The sequence below is a fragment of the Mucilaginibacter sp. FW306-07-L genome (assembly GCF_058782065.1).
The window spans coordinates 644951-664043 of sequence record NZ_JBYSXI010000003.1; the positions used below are offsets into that span (position 1 = coordinate 644951).

At 44.2% G+C, this 19093-nt stretch carries 17 protein-coding genes; 9 read left to right on the plus strand and 8 right to left on the minus strand.

Features of this window, described 5'->3' with window-relative positions; genetic code table 11:
* The first annotated feature begins 27 nt into the window (after positions 1-27).
* The 5 genes from AC3WJC_RS18045 (at position 28) to AC3WJC_RS18065 (ending at position 5892) form a co-directional block, all read left to right on the plus strand.
* Complete coding sequence (locus AC3WJC_RS18045) at positions 28-2487, plus strand: OstA-like protein (protein ID WP_492400512.1); 2460 nt, start codon at positions 28-30, stop codon at positions 2485-2487.
* 84 nt (positions 2488-2571) lie between these two features.
* A complete protein-coding gene (locus tag AC3WJC_RS18050; protein ID WP_492400513.1) occupies positions 2572-3162 on the plus strand; it encodes a TetR/AcrR family transcriptional regulator in 591 nt (196 codons plus the stop codon).
* An 18-nt stretch (positions 3163-3180) separates the two neighbouring features.
* Positions 3181-3417 carry a hypothetical protein gene (locus AC3WJC_RS18055; protein WP_492400514.1) on the plus strand — a complete coding sequence of 79 codons (237 nt, stop codon included), beginning with the start codon at positions 3181-3183 and terminating at the stop codon, positions 3415-3417.
* Between the two features lie 13 nt (positions 3418-3430).
* Positions 3431-4711 carry an MFS transporter gene (locus AC3WJC_RS18060; protein ID WP_492400515.1) on the plus strand — a complete coding sequence of 427 codons (1281 nt, stop codon included), beginning with the start codon at positions 3431-3433 and terminating at the stop codon, positions 4709-4711.
* Between the two features lie 119 nt (positions 4712-4830).
* Complete coding sequence (locus AC3WJC_RS18065; protein WP_492400516.1) at positions 4831-5892, plus strand: AI-2E family transporter; 1062 nt, start codon at positions 4831-4833, stop codon at positions 5890-5892.
* A 20-nt stretch (positions 5893-5912) separates the two neighbouring features.
* On the opposite strand, the gene AC3WJC_RS18070 is transcribed toward AC3WJC_RS18065, so the two are convergent.
* The 8 genes from AC3WJC_RS18070 to AC3WJC_RS18105 form a co-directional block, all read right to left on the minus strand.
* Positions 5913-6290, minus strand: coding sequence for a PH domain-containing protein (locus tag AC3WJC_RS18070; RefSeq protein ID WP_492400517.1), 378 nt, complete (start codon positions 6288-6290; stop codon positions 5913-5915).
* Between the two features lie 26 nt (positions 6291-6316).
* A complete protein-coding gene (locus AC3WJC_RS18075) occupies positions 6317-8221 on the minus strand; it encodes an acyltransferase family protein (protein WP_492400518.1) in 1905 nt (634 codons plus the stop codon).
* A gap of 103 nt (positions 8222-8324) precedes the next feature.
* Positions 8325-8888: an elongation factor P gene (efp, locus tag AC3WJC_RS18080; RefSeq protein WP_492400519.1), complete on the minus strand. Its 564-nt coding sequence runs from the start codon at positions 8886-8888 to the stop codon at positions 8325-8327.
* Positions 8889-9036: 148 nt separating this feature from the next.
* Positions 9037-9654 (minus strand): ABC transporter ATP-binding protein, encoded by a 618-nt coding sequence (locus AC3WJC_RS18085; RefSeq protein ID WP_492400849.1) that lies wholly within the window; start codon positions 9652-9654, stop codon positions 9037-9039.
* 104 nt (positions 9655-9758) lie between these two features.
* Positions 9759-10541, minus strand: coding sequence for an acyl-ACP--UDP-N-acetylglucosamine O-acyltransferase (gene lpxA / locus AC3WJC_RS18090; protein WP_228954280.1), 783 nt, complete (start codon positions 10539-10541; stop codon positions 9759-9761).
* 3 nt (positions 10542-10544) lie between these two features.
* The gene (locus AC3WJC_RS18095; protein WP_492400520.1) at positions 10545-11948 is read right to left on the minus strand and encodes a bifunctional UDP-3-O-[3-hydroxymyristoyl] N-acetylglucosamine deacetylase/3-hydroxyacyl-ACP dehydratase; all 1404 of its coding nucleotides are present in this window, start codon (positions 11946-11948) and stop codon (positions 10545-10547) included.
* A 20-nt stretch (positions 11949-11968) separates the two neighbouring features.
* Positions 11969-13012: a UDP-3-O-(3-hydroxymyristoyl)glucosamine N-acyltransferase gene (gene lpxD, locus AC3WJC_RS18100; protein ID WP_492400521.1), complete on the minus strand. Its 1044-nt coding sequence runs from the start codon at positions 13010-13012 to the stop codon at positions 11969-11971.
* Positions 13013-13066: 54 nt separating this feature from the next.
* Positions 13067-14293: an HD domain-containing protein gene (locus AC3WJC_RS18105; RefSeq protein WP_492400522.1), complete on the minus strand. Its 1227-nt coding sequence runs from the start codon at positions 14291-14293 to the stop codon at positions 13067-13069.
* A 136-nt stretch (positions 14294-14429) separates the two neighbouring features.
* On the opposite strand from AC3WJC_RS18105, the gene porX reads away from it, so the two are divergent.
* The 4 genes from porX (at position 14430) to AC3WJC_RS18125 (ending at position 19011) form a co-directional block, all read left to right on the plus strand.
* A complete protein-coding gene (gene porX, locus AC3WJC_RS18110; protein WP_492400523.1) occupies positions 14430-15986 on the plus strand; it encodes a T9SS response regulator signal transducer PorX in 1557 nt (518 codons plus the stop codon).
* Between the two features lie 87 nt (positions 15987-16073).
* Positions 16074-16490: a tRNA (adenosine(37)-N6)-threonylcarbamoyltransferase complex ATPase subunit type 1 TsaE gene (tsaE, locus tag AC3WJC_RS18115; RefSeq protein WP_492400524.1), complete on the plus strand. Its 417-nt coding sequence runs from the start codon at positions 16074-16076 to the stop codon at positions 16488-16490.
* Positions 16491-16545: 55 nt separating this feature from the next.
* Positions 16546-17772 (plus strand): alanine dehydrogenase, encoded by a 1227-nt coding sequence (locus tag AC3WJC_RS18120; protein ID WP_492400525.1) that lies wholly within the window; start codon positions 16546-16548, stop codon positions 17770-17772.
* Positions 17773-17955: 183 nt separating this feature from the next.
* Positions 17956-19011 carry a YihY/virulence factor BrkB family protein gene (locus AC3WJC_RS18125; RefSeq protein WP_492400526.1) on the plus strand — a complete coding sequence of 352 codons (1056 nt, stop codon included), beginning with the start codon at positions 17956-17958 and terminating at the stop codon, positions 19009-19011.
* Positions 19012-19093 lie beyond the last annotated feature (82 nt).

Genomic DNA, 19093 nt, shown 5'->3' on the forward strand with positions numbered 1-19093 from the left:
GCCCCGCAAAAAACTAATTTTGCCAACGTGAATAAATGCCTTTTAAGTATACTGTTGCTGCTGCTTGCGGGCGCGGCGTTCGGCCAGCAAAAAAAATCGCAGGTGCGGCTTACGCGGTCTGACCGGAGCGAGGGCATTAAGCGCAACGGTAAGGATATACTAAAGGTTTTTAACGGTACCTTTCAGCAGGATTTCTCTGTGTTGCAGTCAGACAGCGCGTATTTCTATCCGCAGGATAACGCTTTTGATGCTTTTGGCAATGTGCACATCACCCAGGGCGATACGCTGAATATTTATTCGGACAAGCTAAACTATAACGGTAATACCAAAACCGCCATCCTGACCAATAATGTGCGGATGATTGATAAGGATGCCATCCTGACCACCGATTACCTGACCTACAACACCGCTACCCGTATAGGTACCTACACCGGCGGCGGTAAGCTCATTAATAAGGACAATACCCTTACCAGTAAAAATGGTTACTACTTCGCCTTTTCGCGCGATGCCTATTTCAGGTATGATGTGGTATTGAACACAGTTGATGCGCTGATCAAGACGGATACCATGCGCTACAACAGCGGCAGCCGCATAGCCTATTTTTACGGGCCAACCAATATTTATGGTAAGGCTAAAGATAAGGACACTTTATACACCGAGTTCGGCACTTATAATACCGTTAACGAACAGGCTTTTTTCACGAAAAATAACCTGTACAAGCAGGGCACCAAGTCATTAAAAGGCGATACTTTGTTTTATGATCGCTTGCTGGGCCTGGGGCGTGCTATCAAGCGGATCACGTTTAACGATAGTGAGCAAAAGATCACCATGAAGGGCGATCTGGGTATATTTAACCGTAAAGAGGAACGTACCCTGGTTACCGAGAATGCTTATATTATATTGGTTACCGAAGAAAAGGACACTACCAAAACGGATACCACTAAAAAGCTTGATAAAATAAAAACAGATAACGCGGCCAAGGTTGCTCCAAAAAAGGCAGCAAAACCGCTAGATGTTAAAGCGCCATCGGCTACGGTTAAAAAGCCTGCCGCAAAATCCACAGGTAAAACCAAAACGCCAGTAACTACCTCAACATCTACCATAATTATAAATGAAAAGGGTGAACGTATCAAGGTCGATTCGGTTTATATGAGTGCCGATACGCTGGAAACGCAGATGTTCACCTACAAAAAATTAAAAGCCTTGCAGGAGCAACGGCGGTTAGCCAATTTTAGGGACACCGCAGCGCGCCCTGCCGCAGGGCCGGTTAAGCCCAAACCTATTGTTTATAAAACATCGCCTAAGGTATTAACGCTCGATCCGCCTAAAATGCGGTTTGATACCGGCTACCGTAACCCGATGCTATTTGGCAAACCCAAACCGCAGCCGGTACGTAAAGACTCGGCTCAAAAAATCAGCAATACAAAAAAAGACAGTACACTTAAAACCGACAGTACGGCAAAAGCCAAGGTAGACACTGCTGCAAAATTAGGCAACGTGCCGGGTAAGGTCGACTCGGTTTACATGACCACCAAGGTAAAACTGAGCGATACCAGCCGCGTGCGGGTGATATTCGCCTACCATGATGCCAAGATCTATAAGTCTGACCTGCAGGCCAAGGCCGACTCGATGTTTTATAGTTATGCGGACTCCACCATTCGCTGTTATATTAAACCGATGATGTGGACGCAGGGTTCGCAGCTATCCGGTGATACCCTTAACCTGCAAATGAAGAATAAGAAGCTGGACAATATGGACATCTTTTATAATTCATTTGTGGTAAATGTAGATAAGGATGATTCGACCCACTTTAACCAGGTGGGCGGTAAAAAAATGCGCGGCTTTTTTAAGGATAATAAGCTCAACGTAATGTTTGTTGACGGGAATGCCGAAAGTATTTACTTTGACCGGGATAGTACTACCAAAACCGTTACCGGCATGGGGCGCTCGCTCAGCAGCCGTATGCGCATCAGGTTCGCTGCAAATAAACCGCTTAAAATGGCTTTTTTATCCAAGCCTGATATCCGTTACGGGCCGCTTGGTAAGTTTACTGAGGACGACCGGATCCTTAAAGGATTCATCTGGAAACCCAAAGAGCGCCCGGTATCAAAAGAGGCCGTCATCTATTCAGCAAGGCGTAAGGCTGCAAACCGTATAGCCGCCCGTGCCGAAGCCGCATCCAAAAAACCGGTAGCGGGTAAGCCCGGCATTAAACCAACTGCCGGTGCAAAAGGCCAGCCTTCGCCAGGCGGAACTGGAAAACCTGCGGTAATGCAAAAGGTTAACGCCACGGATAGTACCGCTCGCGATTCGACAGGCAACATTTCACCTGTTAACCTGAAGGAAGAGAACCGCAACCGCGTTACTGATGGTACGCTGAACACCGCCCCGGTAATTATGCCGGCCGTGGTTCCTCAAAAGGATACGTCCTCAGTTACCCGTCCGCCTGCAAATCAGCCAACCCGTAAGGATAGCACTTTTCAATAATAGCGCTCTAAATAAGAGAAATCTAAAAAATGATTTTTAAATAAATGAATATTCATTTATTTTTGTGTTATGAAAGAATAATTAATGCGTAACAGGGATATTGATAAGCAATTGCTGGTAAAACAAAAAGCAGTTGAATTGATGGTAAAAGTAGGTTTTGAAGGTTTCAGCATGAATAAGCTGGCCAGGACCTGTGGCATATCTGTAGGTACCTTATACATTTATTACAAAGATAAGGACGACCTGATTATACAGATTGCCGAGGAAGAAGCCAAGCGTATGAGCAGCATGATGCTGGATGATTTTGACCCGGAAGCAAGCTTTGCTGAAGGCTTAAAGCAGCAATGGAAAAACCGCTCGAAGCACATGATGAATAACCAGCAAAGCCTACGCTTTTTTGAACAGTTGCGCAGTTCAACCTATCAAAGCGTAATATACAACAGCTTTTTTAAGGAATTTAAGGTTAAGATGAGCCGCTTTATGCAAAACGCTATTGAGCGTGGCGAAATAACCCCCATGCCGCTTGAGGTATACTGGTCGGTAGCATTTGCCCCGCTATATAATTTGGTACGTTTTCATAACGAGGGGCGTAGCATTGGCGGCGCATCATTCGTACTTACCCAGGATATGATATGGCAAACCTTTGAACTGGTATTAAAAGCGCTGAAAAAATAGTACTCAAAAAATAGTATCATGGATGAATCGTCAATAAACCCTGCCGGGGTGCTGGTATTTAAAACAAACATCAGCACCATGCAAGACAAAGCCAATGTTAGCCCCCTGCTTAATGCACACCGTGCTATCAGCGAGTGGCATGTTGACCTTGAGGATTGCGATAAGGTGCTGCGTGTAGTATCGCACCATCTTTACGCAACAGATATTATTGAGCTGGTTAACCGCAAAGGTTACCTGTGTATTGAGCTTATTTAAATGATCACGAAAAATGAAACCTGATAAAACGGCGGTAACATTTACCGCCTATCAAAAATTACTGATAGCCTTGCTGGCACTGCTGCAGTTTACCGTAGTGCTTGATTTTATGGTGCTATCTCCGCTGGGTGATATCCTAATGAAATCATTAGATATGACACCATCCCGCTTTGGGCTGGTGGTATCATCTTATGCTTTCAGCGCGGGCGCATCCGGCTTATTGGCAGCGGGCTTTGCCGATAGGTTTGACCGTAAAAAGCTGATGATGTTTTTTTATACCGGCTTTATCATCGGCACGTTGTGCTGCGCCATGGCCGGCAGTTACTGGATGCTGCTGGGTGCCCGTATTTTTACCGGCTTGTTCGGCGGTGTTATCGGCGCGATCTCACTGGCCGTGGTTACTGATGTTTTTGACATTAGCCAGCGGGGCCGGGTAATGGGTGTAGTGCAAATGGGGTTTGCCGCCAGCCAGGTGCTGGGCATACCGGTAGGCTTGTACTTTGCCAACAAGTGGGGGTGGCACGCGCCCTTTTTAATGATCGTGCTGCTGGCTATAATTATTGGTTTGGTGGTATTGTTTCGCATGCGGCCGGTCACCTCGCATATCGGCCTGCAAAAGGATACCAACCCCTTTGTGCATTTATGGCATTCGGTGGCTAACCGCAAGTACCAAACCGGCTTTATGGCCACGGCTTTCCTTTCAATAGGTGGTTTTATGATGATGCCTTTCGGCAGCGCCTACCTTATTAACAACATTGGTATAACACAGGCGCAATTGCCAACCGTGTTTTTATGCAGCGGGCTGGCCTCTATAATTATTATGCCGATGATCGGCAAGCTGAGCGATAAGTATAACAAGTTTACCTTGTTTGCCGCCGGATCCGCCCTGGCGACCATCATGATATTGATCTACACCCAATTGCCGCCCATTCCGTTATGGGAGGTGGTCATCATCAACATGATCATGTTCATCGGTATCATGGGGCGCATTATCCCCTCAACCGCTTTAACCACCGCTATACCCGAAATGGTTGACCGTGGGGCTTTTATGAGCATCAACTCATCGTTACAGCAAATGGCCGGCGGCGTTGCCGCATTATGCGCCGGTTTAATAGTTACCCAGCCGCATAAACACGGGCCTTTGCAGCATTATGATGTATTGGGCTATGTAGTTTGCGTGGCTATTGTAATTTGCCTTTACCTGGTATACCGGGTAAGCGCGATGGTTAAAAATAAAACGGCGCCGCCACCCGCGATACAAAAAGCGAAAAGCCTTAACGAGGCTTTATCATAACAAACAGGGCAGCCATACGGTTGCCCGTTTGTTTGGTGGTATTCCGTTTCAGAATAAAAAGCGTATCATCCAAAAACAAATACAATTTAAAAGCTATTTGTAGGATATAGATACGCGACATGGCAGAACCCACAAACAGACCGATAGGTAAAACAGATAAAGAGCTTTCATTTGCACACAAAGTTTGGATAGTGGTGGGTATACTCGCGTTATCAGTTTGCCTGATATTAATATTACGTGTGGCGTTTAACGTGCTGCTGATGGTATTCGCCGGTTCGCTTATTGCTGTATTTTTTCATGGCTTTGCCGATATGATACAGCGCCGCACCAAATGGAAGCGTGCGCCATGCGTTGTTATTTCAGTAGTGGGTACTTTTTTGTTGCTGGGCACCTTGTTTTGGTTTATGGGCAACACCATACAGCACCAGGTAGCCTCGCTTAGTGATGAATTTCCGAAGGTGGTAAAATCAGCACAGGCTAAATTACAACAAACCTCGTGGGGCGCTAAAATAGTTGAAAAGGCATCAAGCTATGATTCATCAAAGTTGATGACCACCGCGCAAAGCTTTTTCAGTACCAGCTTTGGTGTGCTTGGAGATCTGTACATTATCCTGTTCCTTGGTATCTTTTTCACCTCTGCTCCATCGCTATATAAAAACGGTATAATCAAACTGGTGCCGCCATCAGCCAAAGAGCATGCTCATGTGGTGATGGATCGCCTGAGCTTTGTGCTGAAAGGCTGGATGAAGGGCATGTTGCTGGCCATGTGCCTTATAGCTGTATTAACGGTGAGCGGCTTAACCGTTATGGGCATACCCATGGCGCTTACCCTCGCCTTGTTAGCCGGTTTACTTAACTTTATACCCAACTTCGGCCCGTTAATGGCCATGATACCGGCGGTGCTTTTAGGTTTTATAGACAGCACCAATACGGCCATCATCATTGCCATTATGTATATACTGATACAAACTCTGGAGAGTAACATCATTACCCCGATGGTACAAAAAAAGATGATAGATTTGCCGCCTGCGCTTACCATCATTAGCCAGGTGCTGATGGGTACATTATCAGGTGTGTTAGGGATATTATTAGCTACGCCGATACTGGCTGTAGTAATTGTACTGGTTGATGAGTTGTATGTAAAAAGGCAAAAGGAAGATTTAAAGATCGAGCTTGAGTAAGCCCGATCTTTAATCTATTTTTATAGCACGTGTTGCGCCAGTATGCGTTGCAGATCGTAAACGTTAACCTGCTTGTTGAATTTTTTGGTGAGGCTTGGCTGAACTTCGCCCGAGATCCAGATGCGCAGCTCGGCATCCAGGTCAAAATGCCCGGAGGTTTGCACGCTGAACCTCGAGATGCTTTTGTAGGCGATGGAAAGGTACTCCACCTTGCTTCCGGTTATACCTTGCTTATCAACCAATATCAGGCGCTTATTGGTAAAAATGAATACATCGCGTATCAGCTTAAAACCTATTTCGATGCTTTCACCATCGGTTAACAGGTTCGCGTATTCTTTATTCAATTCATCGGGGTTGGCTACACCGGCGTTGCCTAACAGGCTCGAAAATAATCCCATAGATTTATGATTATGATAAGGTTTTGTTATTGCAATGAAACTTTAGCGATTGTATTTACGGTCGGTTTTTTCTTGTTAAAGAAACTCTTCATCGTGTTAGACTGTAACATTTTGATCAAAGTAAGGTCTGCACCGTATTTTGTATAATGATCTTCATCCAACATGTAAGGCGTGTTATTTGCGCTAAGCCCGGGAACGGCAGACTCATCTCTCATTACATCAATGTAATAATCTTTTAAATTCTCTTTAAGTACCTTGTTAATTTCCTGCGCCTTAGTATCTGTAAACCTGTTTAACATATTTACATTGTATTGTATCTCTTTGGCGTGTATAACCGGGTACGGAAGCGTATATACTTCATTCTGACCTATTATTCTAACATCAATGTTCTGTTGCTTTAAATGATCGATGGTCTTTTTTAAAGTTGCCACTAAACTTTTCTTGTCACCGTCAAAACTTATCCAGTTAGCACCTATTAATACGCCGCTTATAGCATTTTTATTTTTAGGTAAAAAAACGTTGTAAACGTTATTTATTACATCGTAGCAGGTTTCATTTCCATTTTTGATAATTACCGGCATGCACTTGGTAACTGTGGCCTGTATCAAGTGTTTATTGGTTTTTGCAAACAGCTCTTTTAATGATTGAGAATATTGCGCGGCATGGCTATCGCCTATTAAAACATAGTTCTCCTTATTCGGATCTAACTTTATGCACTTGTCAAAATCAAATTTTTTATCGCCGTCATTATTTACACTTAAAAAGCAGCAGCCGTGGTCAAATTGCTTTCTTCTTTCCGCAGCATGCGTTTTTTTAAAGGTAGACAAATACAATGCCTCCGGTTTAAATAAAAACTGATTGGGTTTAATGATAGAGAATGTAATTACGATAGCGCCTAACACCCCGGTAACAGCAAGTATTCTGAAATTATTTTGTCCCTTTTTGGCTTCGATCAAATTGAATGAAAATAAACTCAATGCAAAGGATATCAATAGCATTAAGCAAATATTTACAAAGTTTAAAGGGGCTCCCAGATACCTGAAAAATACATAAACCGGCCAGTGCCAAAGGTAGAGCGAGTAGGAGATTTTACCTACATACTGTAATGGCTTTGATCCGATAAAGGCAAACTCAGCGTTACAGGCTATAATTGCCAGGGTTGCGCTTACTGGTATAAGTGCGTAAATACCCGGCCAGCCCTTCGCGCTTAATAAAACTATACCGCCTAAAAGCACTAAATATGAAAGCAGTACATAAACCTTTTTCAATTTAATCCTGTTAGCTACAGGCTCAATTAAAAATGCTACTCCGCCGGCCATCATCTCCCAGGCCCTCGTCGGGAAAAAATAGAAAGACATGAGGCTATCATACCGAGAAACCACGAAGGACAGCCCGATAGCCAGTACAGTAAGCACTATAAATATGGTCGTAAAAAGCTTTTTATTTTTAACGATTTTATATAATAAGAGTAACAGGATTGGATAGATAATGTAAAACTGCCACTCAACGGATAATGACCACGTGTGCAAAAACGTGTTTACTTCAGAAGAAGAATCAAAATAGCCGGAATGTTTCCAATAGTACATATTGGAAATAAATAATAAACTGTAGAAACCGCTTTTTGAATTGAATGAAAAATCTTCGGGCAGGGTAATGAAAAAGCCGACCGCGGTAGTAACCGCTATCATACAAAGCAGGGCCGGAATTATACGTTTTACCCGTTTCCCGTAAAAATCAATAATTGAAAGCTTTGATTCCTGCAAGTTTGAAATAATGATCTTACTCATTAAATAACCTGATATAACAAAGAATATATCTACCCCTGAAAAACCACCCTCAAAAAAAGGTACTTTGAAGTGATATAAGATAACGCCGATAACAGCAATTGCCCTGAGGGCGTTTATATCAGCTCTAAATTTTAATTTTGACATAAGAGTTCAGGGTAAATTACCATATTTTAACGAAATTAGTAATTTAATTATAAAAATTATAGACGAGCTTAATATTTAATGATAAATATACAAATGTTTATCATTAGCTTTTAACACGCTCAACATAAGCGCCTGTAGCGGTATCAACCTTAACTTTATCGCCAATGTTGATGAAAAGCGGTACGCGTATTTCGGCACCGGTTTCAACAGTAGCGCTTTTTAGGGCGTTTGTAGAAGTATCACCCTTAACGGCCGGCTCGGTATAAGTAATTTCAAGTTCGGCTGATGAGGGTAGCTGCGCCATAATAGGCTCTTCGCTTTCAAAGGCTACAATAACATTAACACCTTCTTTTAAAAAGCGCACGGCGTTACCAAAAAGCGCTTTAGGTATGTTAAACTGCTCGTATGATGTATTGTCCATCACCACCAAGGCGTCGCCATCCTCGTACAGGTATTGGTAGTCACTGGTTTCAACACGTGCAATGGTAACCTCTTCATCCGTACGGAAACGGTATTCAACCAGTTTACCGGTTTTAACATTGCGCATACGTGCCTGGTAAAAAGCACGCAAGTTGCCCGGTGTGCGGTGTAAAAATTCTTCAACCTGCAATAACTCACCGTTAAAGCGCAATATATTGCCGTTTTTTACTTCAGATGCCTTAGACATAAAAATTTTATTTGAGGCGCAAACTTAGGGAGTTATGTGGAACTTTGCAAGTTTACAATGTGGTTCATGGTTAATAGTTGATAGTTCATAGGAATGGTTTAGCAAAATTCAAATAGCTGACTATGAACCATGAACTATAGCCCGTCAACTACTTATAATCCACAATACTCAATTGCTGTTTGCAAAAGCTGTACTCATGCTCCTGGTTAGAGCAGATGATGGTGAGGCGGCCGGCAGCGAAACGCTCAACCAGGTTCAGGTACCAGTCAACCCCTTGGGTATCCAGGTTGGAGGTGGGCTCATCCAGCATTAGCATGGGCGTATCTGAACAAAAGGCCAAAGCCAGCTTTAACCGCTGTTTCATACCTGACGAAAAATATTTTATCAGTTTATTGGCGCTGCTTTGCATATTAAGCAGCGCAATAAGTTCGCTTTTATCAATACCGGGTATATAGGGTTTAAACTTAAAGTGAAAATCGATCACCTCTGCAAGGGTAAACTCTTCGATCAATTCCAGGTAGGGCGCGGCAACACTAAGGTGTTTGAAAACCTTTTCAACTTCTATATCGGCTCCGTTAAAATTAAAAGCTATAGTGCCTTTTGAGGGCGACAGGCTGCCGTTAACTACCTGCAGCAGGGTTGATTTGCCTGAGCCATTAGGCCCTAGCACGGCATAGCTTTCGCCCGACGTGAAGGTATAGTTCACTCCCTTGAATATCCAGTCGCGGTTAAATCGTCGGCCTATATCGGTGAGGGTGATGGTCATTAGTTCATGGTTCATAGTTGATAGATCATGGTTAATAATTTATATCAGCAACGGATATGCATCATCCGGCTATGAACTATGAACCATAAACTATGAACTTTTTGTTATATCCCAAACCCCTTCATAATACCGCGTTGTGAGTTTTGTACAAAGTTGATGATCTCGTCGCGTTCAACGGTTGGGTTAAATTCCGCCTCGATAATATCAAGCGCTTTGGTGACATTATATTTTTTGAGGAAGATAATGCGGTAAATCTCCTGGATCTCGTTAATACTTTCAGCCGAGAAACCACGACGGCGCAAACCCACCGAGTTAATGCCGATGTATGACAATGGCTCACGCCCAGCCTTGGTATAAGGAGGCACATCCTTACGTACCAATGATCCGCCCGAGATCATGCTATGCGCGCCGATCTCTACAAACTGGTGCACGGCTGAGGTGCCGCCAATAAAGGCGTGGTCATACACATTAATGTGCCCGGCTAATTGTACCGAGTTGGCTATGATCACATTATTACCCACCACGCAATCGTGCGCTACGTGTACGTAGGCCATCAGCAGGCAGTTGCTGCCAATAGTGGTAGTGTTTTTATCAAGCGCGGTACCGCGGTTAAGCGTTACGCATTCGCGGATAACGGTATTATCACCAATGGTAACGGTACTTGGCTCGCCTTTGTATTTTAAATCCTGCGGCGGAGCAGATACTACAGCCCCCGGAAATATACGGCAGTTTTTACCGATGCGGGCACCATCCATAATTACGCTGTTTGAGCCTACCCAAGTACCCTCACCTATCTCAACATCCTTATGTATGGTTACAAACGGTTCAATCACCACGTTATCGGCAATGCGTGCCTGCGGGTGTATATATGCCAAAGGCTGTATCATGTATTATTCTTTGTTTTTTGTTTTTACTATCTGTGCCATCAGTTCGGCCTCAACCACCACACGCTCGCCTACCATGCCCACGCCTTTCATTTGCGCAATGCCGCGGCGTATAGGTGCTATCAAATCACAAGTGAATATAACGGTGTCTCCCGGTACAACCTTATCTTTAAAGCGGGCATTTTCTATTTTCAGGAAAAGCGTAATGTAGTTCTCCGGATCAGGAACGGTATTAAGCACCAAAATACCACCTGTTTGTGCCATGGCTTCTATCTGCAATACGCCCGGAAAAAGCGGCGCGCCGGGAAAATGGCCCATAAACAGATCCTCATTCATGGTGACATTTTTCAATCCAACCACGTGGGTTTTGGTCAGCTCCAAAATCTTGTCGACCATTAAAAATGGCTGGCGGTGCGGCAATATGTTCATGATCTGCACGGTATCATAGTGCGGTTTCATGTTAGGGTCATATACCTTCAGGTGCTTTTTGCTGCGCTCCTTTTTTATCAGGGTTTTTATTTTTTTGCCAAAGGCGATGTTTGCCGCATGGCCCGGCCTTGCAGCCATGATATGGCCTTTAAGCGGAACGCCTACCAAAGCAAGATCGCCGATCATGTCCAGCAATTTATGCCTTGCGGGCTCGTTTTGATGGCGCAGTTCAATATTGTTCAGGATGCCTTGCGGGGCTACCTTAATATCCTTACGGTTAAACAGCTTGGCCAAATGTGCCAGCTCCTCATTATCAACCTGTTTGTCAACCACAACGATGGCATTGTTCAGGTCGCCGCCTTTAATCAGGTTGTGCTTTAAAAGCATTTCCAGCTCATGCAAAAAGCAAAATGTACGGCATGATGCTATCTCCTTGGTAAACTCGCCAATGGTTGAAATACTGGCGTGCTGGCTGCCCAATACATCCGAGTTATAATCAACCATACAGGTAAAGCGGTAATCATCAAGCGGCATGGCCACCATCTCAACTTTACGGTCGGCTTCGGTATAATGTATATTATGTGTTATATGATAATACTCACGGTCGGCATCCTGCTCAACAAAGCCGCCGCCTGTTAAGGCGTTAACAAACTCAATGGCACTGCCATCCATAATAGGTATTTCGGGGCCGTCAACATCAATCAGCATATTGTCGATCTCCAGGCCTACCAGGGCAGCCAGCACATGTTCAACGGTACTAACGCTCGCGCCGTTTTGTGATATGGTTGTACCGCGTGAAGTATCGGTTACGTTATCCACGTCGGCATCAATTACCGGCTGGCCTTCAATATCCACACGGCGAAATTTGTAGCCATGATTTTCAGCCGCAGGGTTAAAGGTCATTGTAACCCTTTCGCCGGTGTGCAAACCGGTGCCTGATACTGAAACAGGCGATTTAATGGTTCGTTGTTTTACGTTCATATAGTTAACATTAACCGCACTCATATTTTTGTGTTGTGCAGTTGAGCAATTAGTTTTTCGAGTTCAGCCACGCGCTTTTCAAGTTCAGGCAACCGCCTGATATTTACGTGGGCCCTAAGATAATCTTTTAAAGGCAGGTGTGGCGAACCACCCCATTGCCTGTCTTCTTCTTTAATAGAATGGTTGATGCCCGATTGTGCCGAGAATTGCGAACCTTTTGCAATGTTTAAATGCCCGGCAATACCCACCTGGCCGCCAATAACCGCCTGATCGCCTATTTTAGTACTGCCCGATATGCCGGCCTGCCCGGCTATAACGGTGTTTTGCCCGATCTCGGCATTATGGGCGATCTGCACCAGGTTATCAATTTTAGCCCCTTTACGAATAATGGTTGAGCCCATGGTAGCACGGTCAACCGTGGTGTTGGCACCAATTTCAACATCATCCTCAATAATTACATTGCCTATCTGGCTAACCTTGTTATACGTTCCATCGGCATTGGGCGCAAAGCCAAACCCATCACTCCCAATTACAGCTCCGGAGTGGATAATAACATTATCGCCAACCATACAATCAAAGTAAACCTTTACGCCGGCAAATAGCGTAACGTTACTGCCAATGGTAACATTATCGGCAATATAGGTGTTAGGGTATATCTTGCTGTTATCACCAACTTTGGCGTTAGGGCCGATATAGGCAAACGCGCCTATAAATACATTGCTGCCCACCTGCGCGGTTGGGTGTATAAAGCTGGGCTGCTCAATGCCGGTTTTATTAAGTTTGATGGTGTTATATTGCTCCAGCAGTAATGAAAACGCGCTGTAAGCATTATCAACCCGTATAAGCGTGGCGCTTACAGGGCCTGTTAAAACATAATCCTTATTAATAATAACTATCGAAGCGCCTGTAGTATACAGGTGCTGCTCATATTTGGGGTTAGCTAAAAACGATAAGGAGCCTGTTGTGCCCTCCTCAATTTTAGCCAGTTTATCAACCGCCACTAAAGCATCACCTTCTACAGTTCCGTTTAATAATAAGCTTATCTGCTGGGCGGTAAATTGCATCGCACAAAGTTATATGTTAATATTAAAGCAACAAATAATACAAACGTTCATATTTTATATCAATTGTTTAGGGTAGCACAGTATATATTTGGTTACCGTTTTGGCTAAAGCTGTAAGGTTAGCGTTATCGCTGGCGGTAGTAATATCCTTAATGCTGCCATCCTTCATCAGTATGCGTATGTTGGTATCATCCACCTTATAAGCATCATTCAGCACGGTATCGGTAAACACAAAATAGGCGGCATCACTCAGGCTGATATTATAATAACCGGCTGCTTTGTGCAACAGGGCTTGTACCAGTACCTCGCCCGGACGAATATTGGCTATATCTACATGATACAGGTTACGGTAGACCAGGTTGCGGCAGAGGGTTGACAGTACCACATCATCGCAGTTAACCCAAACTTTTATGGCCGACATAATATCGGTATCGTCCATCTGCGCGAAGGTTTCCAGGTGCTCCGGGTTGTGTATAAATTCCTCCCGGCTGATCCGATCATACAAAAAATGGCACAATGCCGGCGTACAGAACAGCTTTTTACCGGCAAGCGCCAGTTCGCGCGCGCGTACCAGTATCTTATTCAGCAACTGTTCGGCCGAGATCACGGTTTTGTGCAGGTATACCTGCCAGTACATCAGCCTGCGCGCTATCAAAAATTTCTCTATCGAGTAGATGCCTTTCTCCTCAACCACGATCTGCCCGTCGTACAGGTTAAGCATCTTGATAATACGATCGCTGCCTACAATGCCCTCGGTAACGCCGGTAAAAAAGCTGTCGCGGTTCAGGTAGTCCAGCCGGTCCATATCCAACTGGCCTGAAACCAACTGATGCAAAAAGCGGCGCGGGTAAGTATCATTAAATATATTGATGGCCATATTCAGACGGCCTTCAAACTCAACGTTCAGGCGCTGCATTAACAAGGCTGATATATCCTCGTGGCTGATATCCTTAACAATGGTGTTCTCCAGCGCGTGCGAAAACGGGCCGTGCCCTACATCGTGCAGCAGTATGGCAATGGTTACCGCCTCTTCCTCCTGTTCGCTTATTTCATGCCCTTTGTTGCGTAGGGTTTCAATAGCCAGGCCCATCAGGTGCATAGCACCCAGCGCGTGGTGAAAACGGGTGTGTATGGAGCCGGGGTACACCATGTGCGTCATGCCCGATTGCTTAATGTAGCGCAGGCGCTGAAAGTAGCGGTGCTCGATCAGGCTAAAAACCAAACCATCCGGAATGCTGATGAATCCGTATACCGGATCATTTATAATTTTTTTTTTATTCAAAGCTTTTTAAAAAACAGTGCAAATGTGTTAAATATGCTTAACTAAAGTATCTTATATTTGTTATTTTTTGTTAAGGTTGCTTAATGCAGACAACAAATAGTACAATTTACGGTTATAACCCAACCAAATAGATATTATGCAAGATACCACCATATTATGGGCCGACGACGAAATTGACCTGTTGAAACCCCATATACTTTTTTTGAATGAGAAAGGCTACAAAGTAACTACCGTTACCAGCGGAAACGATGCCATTGAAGCATTTAAAAAGGGATACTTCGACCTTGTTTTTTTAGATGAGAACATGCCTGGGCTTACCGGCCTGGAAACCCTGTCGCAGATCAAGAATCTGAACAATGATGTGCCGATAGTGCTGATTACCAAAAGCGAAGAAGAATATTTGATGGAGGATGCCATCGGCTCCAAAATTGATGATTACCTGATAAAACCGGTGCACCCCAAGCAAATTTTGCTAACCATTAAAAAGCTGACGGAAAACAAGCGCCTGGTTACTGAAAAAACCACCATGGCCTATCAGCAGGATTTTCGTACCCTGGGCATGACCCTGAACGATAACCTGAGTTACCAGGAGTGGATAGATGTATATAAAAAGCTGATATACTGGGAGCTTGAACTGGAGCAATTGGAAGATGCCGGCATGCACGAGATACTGACCATGCAAAAGGCCGAAGCTAACACCCAATTTTGCAAGTATATTGAAAAGAACTATTTAAGCTGGATCAAAAACCCGGATAGCGGCCCGATCAGTTCACCGCAGTTATTTAAGAAAAAGGTATTCCCTAAGCTGGAAGACGATGGCAAACCGCTGTTTTTTATCCTGATAGATAACCTTCGGTACGATCAGTTTCGCATCATCAACCCGCTCATCTCTGAATATTTCAGGTTGGAAGAAGAAGATATATACTTCAGTATTTTGCCTACGGCCACACAGTACGCCCGTAACGCCATATTTTCCGGTTTAATGCCATTGGAAATGGAACGCCGTTTTCCGGATAAGTGGCAGAATGATGAGGACGAGGGTGGTAAAAACCTGTTTGAAGAGGACTTTTTGGGAGACAACATCAAACGCAGCCTGCGTAAGGAGTGCAAATACTCATACCATAAGATTTTGAACCTGGATGAAGGCCGGTCGTTAAACGAATCAGTAAACAACCTGATGAATAATGATCTGAACGTAGTCGTGTACAATTTTGTGGATATGCTGTCGCACGCTCGTACAGATATGCAGATGATCCGCGAACTGGCTAATGATGATGCCGCGTACCGCTCATTAACGCTATCGTGGTTTGAGCACTCGCCTTTGTTTGAGCTATTGAAATTTTTGGCGCAAAAACAGGTAAGGGTAATTATTACTACGGATCATGGTACTATTAAGGTGAAAAACCCAAGCAAGATCATCGGTGACCGTAATACCAATACCAATCTGCGTTACAAGCAAGGGCGTAACCTTAACTTTAACGTTAAGGATGTATTGCACATACGCAACCCACACGATGCTATGCTGCCTAAACTGCACGTAAGTTCAAGCTTTGTGTTCGCTAAAAACGATGGTTACTTTGTATACCCGAACAACTATAACCACTTTGTGAATTTTTATAACGAAACCTTCCAGCACGGGGGCATCTCGTTAGAAGAAATGATCATTCCGATAGCTACTTACGGGCCTAAATAATTATTTTGACTTAATAAATAGCGTTCGCCATGTGTATTATATAAAATTATTACATGTGGCGAATTTTGTAATAGAAATATTGAGTAAGTGCAAATAAACATTTCATCGCTTAGTGATCTTCCCGCCGTTGCCCGCCAGATAATTACCCATGCCGGCGCTAATAAAATATTTGTTTTTTACGGCGAAATGGGGGCGGGTAAAACCACATTGATCAAAGAGCTGGCTGCCGCGCTTGGTGTTACCGAAGCGGTAACCAGTCCTACATTCTCTATTGTTAATGAGTATGTCATCTCATCAGGCAAGGTATTTCATTTTGATTTTTATCGACTTAAAAACCAAAGTGAGGCATTGGATATGGGGTATGAGGAATATTTTTACTCAGGCAATTATTGCTTTATAGAGTGGCCCGAAAAGATACCTGACCTGCTGCCGGCCCATTACACACGTGTTGCCATTACGGCTTTGAACGATAGCCAAAGGCATCTGGAGGTGGAAAATATTTAAGCCGGGTTATGAATTATTCCGTATCTTCAACATCCGTAAATTTAGTGACAGCCCCATGAGTTCAGGTAAATACAGCGGTTTTAGCGACGTGGCAAAACAGGCCATGATGCAAACCCAGGAATCAATGCTGGAGGTTAAAACCCGCAAAAACAAGCTCTACATAGGTATACCCAAAGAAGTTTCATTTCAGGAAAACCGCATTCCGTTAACCCCGCTTTCGGTAGCGTTGCTCGTAAACAATGGGCACGATGTAATGCTGGAAAGCAATGCGGGCAAGGCCGCCAATTTTTTGGATAAGGATTATAGCGAGCAGGGCGGCCGCATAGTTTACGATACCAAAACCGTTTACGAGGCCGACATCATTATCAAGATAGCACCGCCTACACTTGCCGAGATCGAGTTGATGAAAGCGGGCCAGCTATTGATATCAACCCTGCAGCCTGCTACCATGAAAGCCGAGGTGTTGCAGGCGCTCCTTAATAAAAAAATTACCGCTATCAGTTTTGAGCACCTGCTGGATGAGGGCGGTATCCTCACCGTGGTACGTGCCATGAGCGAGATTGTAGGCGCTACCTCTATTCTAATAGCCGCCGAATACCTGAGCAATGTGTTTGAAGGCAAAGGACTGATGTTGGGCGGCATTACCGGCGTACCGCCTACCGAAATAGTGATATTGGGTGCCGGCACAGTGGGTGAATATGCCGCGCGTACGGCCATATCATTAGGTGCGGAAGTTAAAGTGTTTGATCCATCGATATATAAACTGCGCCGTTTGCAAAATAACATCGGCAGCCGTGTATTTACCTCGGTAGTACAGCCCATCGTGCTCGAGAAGGCCATCACTACCTGCGATGTAGCTATCGGTGCCTTGCGCGCGCAGGCCGGCCGTAGCCCCTGCATTATCAGCGAAGAAACCGTAAGCCGCATGAAACGCGATTCGGTGATCATTGATGTAAGTATAGATCAGGGCGGCTGCTTTGAAACCTCGGAGGTAACCAACCACACCAATCCCGTATTCCGAAAGTACGATGTAATACATTACTGCGTACCCAACATAGCCTCACGGGTAGCCCGAACCGCTACTTATGCGCTTACCAATATATTCGCTCCCATATTGGTTGATATTGGCGACCAGGGCGGTATCAAAAACGTGATATGGCAAAAGGCAGGCGTACGCAACGCGGTGTATATTTACCAGGGGCACCTCACCAATAAGCACATGGGCGAACGGTTTAATATTCCCTGTAAAGACCTGGACCTGCTGATCGTATCAAACATTTAGAGGACTATAGTTATCCGGTTCTATCAAACAATTAAGGGTAACCTGGCGCTCTTTAAGCCGATTGTAACAACGCTTTTACCTCGTGGTGCTCAACTACGGGCATTATAATTGCTTTTTAATATAAAAACATAACCTTACTGCTATTGTTAGCAATGTGTTTTAAAGCATATACAACCCGCGCCTATGAAAATGTTTAGTAAAGAGTACTTTAAGCAACTATGGAAAGTTTTGCTGGCCACTTTTACCAGCTTTGGTAATGATAACGGATTAAAGCTAAGCGCTTCGCTGGCCTATTATACCATATTTTCTTTAGCCCCGCTATTGATCTTGATACTATCATTAACCGGCATATTTTTAAAGGACGCGCATAACAGTAATGAACTGTACGATCAGTTGCAGCATTACGTTGGCGCGCAGGCTACCGAGCAAATTAAAAGCACCATCAAATCGCAGGATATTGCGGGTAAAAGCGGTATTGGTTTGGTAATTGGCATTGCTACTTTATTGTTAGGTGCAAGCAGTATCTTTTTGGAGATCCAGGATTCGCTCAACCTGATCTGGCGTGTTAAGGCCAAGCCTAAAAAAGGCTGGGTACGCATGCTTAAAAACAGGTTTCTATCATTTTCACTAATCGTGAGTTTAGGCTTTTTGCTGCTGGCCTCATTGGTTGTAAATATTATTATCAGCGCTATAAGTGATAAAATTGAAGCCTGGCTGCCCAAGGTGCTTGGTAATGATATATCTGCCGTAGTAGGTACAACACTCATCTTCGCTATCAATTTTGGAGTTACCTTGATGGTCATTTCCGTACTGTTTGGTATCATTTTCAAGGTATTGCCTGATGTGAAGATCAAATGGAAGGACGTACGTGCAGGGGCTATATTTACCGCTATACTATTTATTATAGGCCAGTATATTATCAGTTTATATATACAATACACAGCACAAGGCTCAGCTTACGGAACGGCCGGTTCCATCATCGTAATTTTGGTTTGGATATATTATACAGCGGCTATACTATATATAGGTGCCGAGTTTACCCAGGTTTATGCCGAAGCGCAAGGCAGCCGTATTGAACCCGCTCCTTACGCGGTTGTGATCAGGCAAACCGAGTATGAAACTAAAGCCAGTGAGTTACCGCTGCAAAACCCTGAAATAAAGGGCGTACTAAAATGTGATACAGACGATAAGGACAAACCTGACTGCAAGGAAGAAGATAAGCCGGGCACTGATAAGTAATATTGTTTTATAACCGGTATAGTTTGTAAATTTATATACCAGTTATAAAACGGATTGAAATTTCAGGGCACTATACGGTGTA

Coding starts and splice junctions, on each gene's coding strand:
- AC3WJC_RS18050 (WP_492400513.1), top strand. CDS start 2,572: ATGCGTAACAGGGATATTGATAAGCAATTGCTGGTAAAACAAAAAGCA.
- AC3WJC_RS18055 (WP_492400514.1), top strand. CDS start 3,181: ATGGATGAATCGTCAATAAACCCTGCCGGGGTGCTGGTATTTAAAACA.
- AC3WJC_RS18060 (WP_492400515.1), top strand. CDS start 3,431: ATGAAACCTGATAAAACGGCGGTAACATTTACCGCCTATCAAAAATTA.
- AC3WJC_RS18065 (WP_492400516.1), top strand. CDS start 4,831: ATGGCAGAACCCACAAACAGACCGATAGGTAAAACAGATAAAGAGCTT.
- AC3WJC_RS18070 (WP_492400517.1), bottom strand. CDS start 6,290: ATGGGATTATTTTCGAGCCTGTTAGGCAACGCCGGTGTAGCCAACCCC.
- AC3WJC_RS18075 (WP_492400518.1), bottom strand. CDS start 8,221: ATGTCAAAATTAAAATTTAGAGCTGATATAAACGCCCTCAGGGCAATT.
- efp (WP_492400519.1), bottom strand. CDS start 8,888: ATGTCTAAGGCATCTGAAGTAAAAAACGGCAATATATTGCGCTTTAAC.
- AC3WJC_RS18085 (WP_492400849.1), bottom strand. CDS start 9,654: ATGACCATCACCCTCACCGATATAGGCCGACGATTTAACCGCGACTGG.
- lpxA (WP_228954280.1), bottom strand. CDS start 10,541: ATGATACAGCCTTTGGCATATATACACCCGCAGGCACGCATTGCCGAT.
- AC3WJC_RS18095 (WP_492400520.1), bottom strand. CDS start 11,948: ATGAACGTAAAACAACGAACCATTAAATCGCCTGTTTCAGTATCAGGC.
- lpxD (WP_492400521.1), bottom strand. CDS start 13,012: ATGCAATTTACCGCCCAGCAGATAAGCTTATTATTAAACGGAACTGTA.
- porX (WP_492400523.1), top strand. CDS start 14,430: ATGCAAGATACCACCATATTATGGGCCGACGACGAAATTGACCTGTTG.
- AC3WJC_RS18120 (WP_492400525.1), top strand. CDS start 16,546: ATGAGTTCAGGTAAATACAGCGGTTTTAGCGACGTGGCAAAACAGGCC.
- AC3WJC_RS18125 (WP_492400526.1), top strand. CDS start 17,956: ATGAAAATGTTTAGTAAAGAGTACTTTAAGCAACTATGGAAAGTTTTG.